Raw genomic sequence first — 947 nt, 5'->3', positions numbered from 1 at the left:
TATGAAACTCGAAAAGCAATATGTCGTAAAGAAGGGTGGTATCGAGTTTCATACTCATTTCCTTCCCATAATCCCAACCAACTCTTACCTTTTTCAATCCAAAAGAAAGCAGTGTCTTCATCACGCCAAGCAAGTTTCAATCCTAATTTTCGATAAAATTCAATTGAATTTTTAAAATTACTAACTGGTAAGTGTGCTTCATACAACCCTTTAATCATATGGTTTTCCCCCTTATTTTCTGTTCTTGAATATTAAATATATCAATGTAAAAACAATATTAAATCCACTAATAGTATTAAAATTCTATACATCTTTAGAGGTAATGTAATAGAGGGCACCATACATGCTTATCAGCTCAAAAATATTCACTACATCCAAGTATAAAAAAGCGTTATTCTTTCTAAAAAGCTAGGCAGAAAGGGTGACACTTTTTATGAATTTTTCGATTCAAGATGAATTACAACTATTTTCTGAAGAGCTGTATCGTCATTTAACCCCTTCTCTTTTGGAAGAACTCGCAAAAGAATTAGGTTTTGTAAAAAGAAAACGAAAGTTTTCAGGAAATGAATTAGCTACCATATGTATCTGGGTAAGTCAACGTACAGCGAGTGATTCTCTCGTTCGACTATGCAGTCAATTACATGCAGCCACAGCCACTCTTATGAGTCCAGAAGGACTCAATAAACGCTTTAATAAAAAAGCGGTTGAATTTTTGAAATATATTTTTTCTGCATTATGGAAAAGTAAACTTTGTAAAACATCAGCCATTTTAAGTGCAGCACTCACGTATTTTCAACGAATTCGTATTTTAGATGCGACGATTTTCCAAGTACCGAAACATTTAGCTCATGTATATCCTGGATCAGGTGGTTGTGCACAAACAGCAGGTATCAAGATTCAATTAGAATATGACTTACACAGCGGACAGTTTTTAAACTTCCAGGTAG

The 947-nt window shown here is 33.8% G+C and carries 2 protein-coding genes; one reads left to right on the top strand and one right to left on the bottom strand.

The features are described from left to right. On the bottom strand, positions 1-218 hold a 218-nt coding region (locus MR155_RS31195), incomplete at its 3' end, for a VOC family protein (RefSeq protein WP_242312114.1). A 215-nt stretch (positions 219-433) separates the two neighbouring features. Here MR155_RS31195 and MR155_RS31190 point away from each other — a divergent pair. Then, a partial coding sequence (locus MR155_RS31190; RefSeq protein WP_242312113.1) for an IS4 family transposase occupies positions 434-947 on the top strand: 514 nt, incomplete at its 3' end.

The organism is Bacillus cereus group sp. BfR-BA-01331, assembly GCF_022663915.1.
Lineage (GTDB): Bacteria > Bacillota > Bacilli > Bacillales > Bacillaceae_G > Bacillus_A > Bacillus_A mycoides.
The sequence above is the reverse complement of the archived record's forward strand: the minus strand, read 5'-3'. Positions and strand labels throughout refer to the sequence as shown.